This window comes from Sphaerochaeta sp. S2, assembly GCF_016406725.1.
Lineage (GTDB): Bacteria > Spirochaetota > Spirochaetia > Sphaerochaetales > Sphaerochaetaceae > Sphaerochaeta.
The window spans coordinates 1-6,232 of sequence record NZ_JAEKNT010000401.1 but is presented as its reverse complement, the minus strand read 5'-3'; the positions used below and the strand labels follow the sequence as shown (position 1 = coordinate 6,232).

The following is a 6,232-nucleotide window of genomic DNA, read 5'->3' as shown; positions in this document are numbered from 1 at the left end:
GGAACCTGAAGAAGCTTTGCTTCCTCAAACAACTCATCCTCGCGCATGGATTGAACCTTCCTCATCTGTTGCTGGATCAAACGCATATGTCGAACAGCCTGGACAATATCCCCTGTCCCGGGTTCTCCCTTGGTCCTGATCATACTCGCACCCTCGCCTATCCTACGAAGAGCTTCACCCAAGTCACGTGCTCCACAGACAAAAGGTACGGAGAATTGTTGCTTGTCGATATGATAGAGGTCATCGGCTGGGGAGAGGACTTCACTCTCATCAATAAAATCAATCTCCAAGGCTTCAAGAATCTGTGCCTCAACGATATGGCCTATGCGCACCTTTGCCATAACCGGGATGGAAACCGCTTCTTGGATCTGTTGGATCAGGATTGGGTCGCTCATACGCGAGACTCCCCCGGCTGCACGGATATCGGCAGGGATTCTCTCCAGTGCCATCACGGCACAAGCTCCTGCATCCTCAGCAATCCGGGCTTGCTCTGGAGAGGTAACATCCATGATTACCCCTCCCTTGAGCATCTGAGCAAGATTCCTATTCAACCCACTTCGTTCACTCATATTGCACCTCCTAACCATTGTGCTATTCATTGATCTGCCCTAGTATAGGTGGTATCTGATAGTATAAAAAGTTCCAGTTTATGAATTTTTTATGGTACCAGATTATGGAGGGATATGTACAAGATCAATCTACAGCTGCAGAACAATGCTCCTGAAACACTGACAGAGCAGCTCTACCGGTATCTCAAGGAAGAGCTTATCAAGGGAACCTTCAACCGAGATGACAAACTCCCCTCCAAGCGTAGGCTTGCAGAAAATCTCCAATGCAGCATCAACACAGTGCAGGCAGCGTACAACCAACTTGTTGACGAAGGCTACCTCCAGACAAGGGAGAAGAGTGGATACTATGTTGCCGACCTCAGTGGCATCATCGTTCTCGGGCCAGATGAGCGTACGCCTGCCGTTGATACAGTAAAAACACCGTCCTATCTGTATACCTTCTCCCATCAAGGAGTAGACCATAAGAGGTTCCCCTTCTCACTCTGGAGAAGGTTGAGCAACCAAATCATCAGCTCGCGTGATAGGGACCTACTCACGATCAGTGACCCAAAAGGGTTGTTTGCTCTGCGTTCCAGTATCACCCACTATCTGCAGTCAAGCCGGGGGGTTCACTGTGGTGCACACCAAATCATCATCAGCAGTGGTACGGAGTTCCTGATGCAACTGCTCATCCAGCTTTTGGATGAGAGAACTGTCTATGCTATTGAGAACCCCGGGTATGAGAAACTTACATTGTTGTTCAAGAGCAATCGCGTACAATATGTTTCACTGCCTTTGGATGAACAAGGTGTTGCTCTAGAAGCACTCTATGCCAGTGGAGCTGATGTGCTCTCCATTACACCAAGCCATCAGTTCCCTACCGGTCGTATCATGCCGGTCACACGGCGACTGCAACTCCTGCAGTGGGCAAACGAAAAATCTGGACGATATATCTTGGAAGATGATTATGACAGTGAGTTTCGCTATAGCGGAAAACCAATCCCTTCCTTGCAAGGCCTCGATGGACAAGGTAAGGTCATCTACCTAGGAGCTTTCAGCAAATCACTATCCCCCGCCCTGAGAATCAGCTACATGGTTCTTCCTGAAGCACTCATGGAGCGGTACGAAGCATATCTCAGCTTCTACTACTGCCCTGTTCCACTCATTGAACAGAAGGTCCTGCATGCATTTCTCGAAAAGGGGCATTTTGAGCGGCACCTGAACAGGATGCGTAATCTCTATCGTCAAAAGCGGGAACTTCTAGTCTCCTGTATCAACAGACTCCTCCCCTTTGTAGAGATTGCCGGAGATTCAGCTGGATTGCACCTGCTGTTGTACGTCCACAATGGAATGGATGAAAATACCCTGGTAAAGAGGGCTGGTAACCATCAAGTAAAAATCTATGGGATTAGCCGCTACTATTCAGAGCCTCCTCGGGAGATTAAGCAGGCTACGCTCTTGATGGGATTTGCAACATTGGACCTAGAGGAAATACCAAAGGCGGTTTCACTTCTGAAAGAGGCATGGAGTGACTGAGTATCACATTATCAGAGTGAAATCCCAGCTTCCTTGCTGTTTGCTGTTACCCGTTTCTTTCTAGCTCTCCGTGCCTTGATTTGCTCCAGAAGTAGAGGATCCCAAATAGAGGGTTTATTCACGTTGTTCTGATTATCTGAGACCAGCTGTATGTCATGTGTAAGAATTCGTTTGAATCGGGTATAGCTGAGCTTGGAATCTTTCGTCCAGAATGACTCTGCACCCGCCAAAAGCCGCGGGTAAAGGTGAGATTCTCGCTTTTCCCGCGTATTCAGGTACTCTGTCCAGAGCAACAATTCCGCACCTAATACCTTTGTATTCTGTTTCCTATCCTTCTGTACACTTTTGCCGTATCGATACACTCTGGAGAGAGGGACTAAAGCGTAGGACATATCAAGATAGGAATGGAAGTAATCACTCTTAATTACCTGATGGTTGCTATGGAATCTCTTATGTTTGCCAAGAAGAGGATTCCAAACTTGTGTAATTATTGAGGGATCATACGAAGCATCAACATAATCACTCCAAAGGATTGTGGATTTGCCTTTCTCCCTTGCATAGGCAGCAATCTCATTGCTGAACCACCCAAGCAATGCTTTCTCATCCTTATATCCCAATTCCTGCATACGATGTTGGCAATCAGGGCAGGTTGCCCATCGATCCAATGGGATTTCATCCCCCCCTAGATGAATATAGGGTGAAGGAAAAAGTGAACAGAGTGTGTCCACCACCTTTCTCGCAAAAGCGATGGTATCTGCCTTTCCTACACAAAGAATATCCTGAAATATTCCCTCTCCTGTTGGAATTACAAAAGGCCCCCCGGTGCAACTCAGCTTTGGGTATGCACTGAGGGCAGCAATCATATGTCCTGGCATATCAACCTCAGGAACTACCATGATATTTCTTTTCTCTGCATACGAAACGACGTAGTTGATATCGTCTCTTGAATAGTATCCCCGATCTTCACTCACCAAATCAGGATAGCCATCCACAGGGAATCTCCACCCTTGATCATCACTTATATGCCAGTGGAGAACATTCAATTTATACAGGGCCATGGCATCAATGATTCCCAGCAACTCTTCAAGTGGGCAGAAAGAACGGGCAACATCCAACATGAGGCCCCTCCAAGAGAGAGCTGGAGAATCAGTAATCCTACAGCACTGTAGTGTTCTATTGGAATTTACCAGTTGAATAAATGTCTGGAGACCAGTGAAGATTCCCTTCCATGAAGTAGAGGACAACCTACACCCCTGAGGTTCTACCTGTAGAACGTATTCTTCCTCTCCAAGTAGCTCTTTCCTCTTGGTGATAAGCAAGTCTGGATTATCCGACCCAGCAGAAAGGATTATTTCCATCCCTAGGACCGTTTCCAAATATTCCTGCAGAAATTGTGCATGCTCTGGGAAACAAGAATCCTGAAATCCAAGTGTAAGAACTTTCGAGAAAACAAAGCTTCCTTTCAGAAGCATTATTCCGTCTGATGGATAGGGAAGAAGAGATTTCTGATAATTCATACGTACAACACTATTCCTTTAAGGACCCAGCAGCAAAACCCTGGGCAATCTTATCTTTGAAAATCATGTAGAAGATGATCATAGGTAGAGTACCAATAACCAACGCAGCAAATTGCAACCCATAATCCCGACTCATCCCACCTGCAAAGCTGTTGATTCCAACAGGAAGAGAACGGATCATCATATCGCTGGTAAGGGTCAGTACCAGAACGAATTCATTCCAGTTTCCTAAAAACGTGTAGATAAACATGGTCGACAGAATAGGTGTCGCCACGGGGATGATAATTTTCACAAAAATTTCCAAGAAGGTTGCCCCATCAATGATGGCTGACTCCTGCATTGAGTCCGGGATACCTTTCACGTAGGTGGTTGCAAGAAAAACCTGAAAAGGAAGCCCAAAGGCAATATAAGGCAGTATGACTCCCAACCGTGTATTGGAAATCCCCAACTTGGTTTCCATAATAAAGAGAGGGACGATGACTGAATGTACCGTAATAAGCAAGCCAAGGGTGTAGAGCCCATAGATAACCTTGCCAGAGCGATAGTGAAATTTTGAAAGCGCATAGCCGCTACTCATAGCAAGCATCACCGTTACAAAGGTTGCGCTCAGGGAGTACACAATACTGTTGAGGAAATAAATTCCCAGGTGGCCTTGTACCCAAGAAAGAATGAAATTCTCTGTATAGAATGTGAACGGTGGAGCCAAAGGCTGGCGAACAATCAAGGCGTGCGGTTTGAATGAGCTAAGAATCATCCACAAAAGAGGTACCACCGTCAGCAACGTGAAGGTAATCATGAGCATATATGCTAGGATTTTTCCAAAGGTCATTGATTTTTTCATGTTGCTCCCCTATTCAAATCGTCGTTCAAGCCTTCGGCTAAAGAATTGCAGCAGTAGAATCAAGCCAACGGCAAGCATAACGATGATGATGGACGCAGCACTGCCGAACCCATACTTATAATACTTGAAGGTATTCACATACATGTAGATTGCTATCACTTCTGTAAAATGTGCAGGGCCTCCTCCTGTCATGGCATAGATTAAATCGAAAGCTTTCAAGCTGCCTGAAATAGCGAAAATTGCAGTGGTGGCAATCGTTCCAATCATTGAGGGAAGAATGATACGCGTCAGCATTTGCTTTTCACTTGCCCCGTCAATCTGGGCTGCTTCCAGGACCGAAGGAGTCATCTTCTGCAGATTTGCATAATAGATGATCATATATGTTCCGGTATGCATCCACAGCAACACAAAAAGGATGGGAATGATGGCAAGTTTCTGATCCTCAAATATCCTGATCACATATTGTGGATTGTCAGTAATTGAGCGAACCAGAGCTACAACCATTCCCGATGATGAAAATATTTGGTTCCAGAGAAGCGCAACCACGACCGGAGATATGGTAATAGGCAGAAAAATCATCGTTTGGAAAAACGTTCCATGACGGACCATACTCCTATGGAGCAGGTATGCCAAAAGGAACCCTAAGGGTATCTGGCCAAATACAGAAATAGCAACGATAAGAAGGTTGTTTCTCAGTGAGTGGAGAAACACCGGGTCGGATATGATTGTCCGATAGTTCTCCAACCCCGTGAAAGCAGGCATTCCATACCCATTCCAGGTGGTGAAACTCAAAGAGAAACTGAAGAGCACGGGAAATATGATGATTGAAGCAAACACCAAAATTCCTGGCAGCACCAGAATCCAGTAACTCATATGTTTTTGTTGTGCATACGTCATGGTATCTAACCTTCCTATCAGAACAGCGCTTCCCCCTGAGGGGAAGCGTTGCTATCACCTATTAACGACCTACAGAAGAGACCATTCTCTCCAGGTCCTGTGCAACTTCCAGTGGGCTCATCGTATCAAACATCATATTTTGGAGATTGATATTGAATGTTCCAATTGGTTCTGCTGCTATGACTGAGTCCATGACATATCCCATCGGTACCTCTCCAGCAAATGCAATCAGTTTCTTGATCATGGGATCAGCATCCTCAGGCTCATCAAGGTTATAGGCTGGGAGACGACCATACTGTTGGCGAATGGCAGACCCTTCAGGCCCAGAGTAGAACCAGATCCACTTCCATGCTGCCTCAGCTTCCTTCTCATTAAGCTTTGCATTCATGCCAAAGCCTTGTCCTGCTGTTGCAGAAACAGAGAGGTTCTTGCCCTTCTGGTTAGGAATATCGGGGAATGATTCAAGGCTCATATACGTCTTCTGCTCATCAGAAAGTTCACCCACCATACTGTTTACGGTCCAACCACCATCAAGGAGATATACAGCACGTTCATTGACAAAATCATCCAATCCCTGGCCATAGGCAAGTTGATTGGTTCCCGGAGACAACATCTGCTTATCATTAAGCTCTTTGATAATCTCCATAGCATACACGAACTCTGGGTCATCATAGCTTGCTTCTCCAGTAAGTGCCTTATCCCACCACTCCATTCCACAAGCTCTTTCAACCAACATACCTGCTACACAGGACTGCATTGGCCAAGCATCCTTATTCGCAATAGAGATGGGTATTAAACCGGCTTTACGAATCACTGGTCCTTGCGCAAGCAACTCTTCATATGTCTTGGGGTAATCCAAACCAAGCTCTGCGAGCAATCGGTTGTTTGTGTAC

6 protein-coding genes are annotated in these 6,232 nt (G+C 45.9%); 1 reads left to right on the top strand and 5 read right to left on the bottom strand.

The annotated features are described in order from the left end of the window. Window positions 1–569, bottom strand: a 569-nt coding sequence (locus tag JF818_RS11830) for a pyridoxal 5'-phosphate synthase lyase subunit PdxS (protein ID WP_198892207.1), incomplete at its 3' end; no start/stop codon positions are given. 114 nt (window positions 570–683) lie between these two features. Between JF818_RS11830 and JF818_RS11825 the strand changes: the two genes are divergently transcribed. Next, entirely contained in the window at window positions 684–2,084 is a 1,401-nt protein-coding gene (locus JF818_RS11825) for a PLP-dependent aminotransferase family protein (protein ID WP_198892206.1), read from the top strand. Between the two features lie 11 nt (window positions 2,085–2,095). Here JF818_RS11825 and JF818_RS11820 read toward each other — a convergent pair whose 3' ends face one another. The 4 genes from JF818_RS11820 to JF818_RS11805 form a co-directional block, all read right to left on the bottom strand. Next, window positions 2,096–3,601, bottom strand: a complete 1,506-nt coding sequence (locus JF818_RS11820) for a beta-N-acetylhexosaminidase (RefSeq protein ID WP_198892205.1) — start codon at window positions 3,599–3,601, stop codon at window positions 2,096–2,098. Between the two features lie 10 nt (window positions 3,602–3,611). After that, on the bottom strand, window positions 3,612–4,442 hold the full coding sequence (locus tag JF818_RS11815) for a carbohydrate ABC transporter permease (RefSeq protein WP_198892204.1): 831 nt from the start codon (window positions 4,440–4,442) through the stop codon (window positions 3,612–3,614). Window positions 4,443–4,451: 9 nt separating this feature from the next. Further along, entirely contained in the window at window positions 4,452–5,339 is an 888-nt protein-coding gene (locus tag JF818_RS11810) for a carbohydrate ABC transporter permease (protein WP_198892203.1), read from the bottom strand. A gap of 61 nt (window positions 5,340–5,400) precedes the next feature. Next, window positions 5,401–6,232: ABC transporter substrate-binding protein (locus JF818_RS11805; protein ID WP_198892202.1), on the bottom strand; the 832-nt coding region annotated here is incomplete at its 5' end.

Excerpts from the sequence above, each read along its gene's own strand:
- JF818_RS11825 (WP_198892206.1), top strand. The coding sequence starts at position 684 with ATGTACAAGATCAATCTACAGCTGCAGAACAATGCTCCTGAAACACTG.
- JF818_RS11820 (WP_198892205.1), bottom strand. The coding sequence starts at position 3,601 with ATGAATTATCAGAAATCTCTTCTTCCCTATCCATCAGACGGAATAATG.
- JF818_RS11815 (WP_198892204.1), bottom strand. The coding sequence starts at position 4,442 with ATGAAAAAATCAATGACCTTTGGAAAAATCCTAGCATATATGCTCATG.
- JF818_RS11810 (WP_198892203.1), bottom strand. The coding sequence starts at position 5,339 with ATGACGTATGCACAACAAAAACATATGAGTTACTGGATTCTGGTGCTG.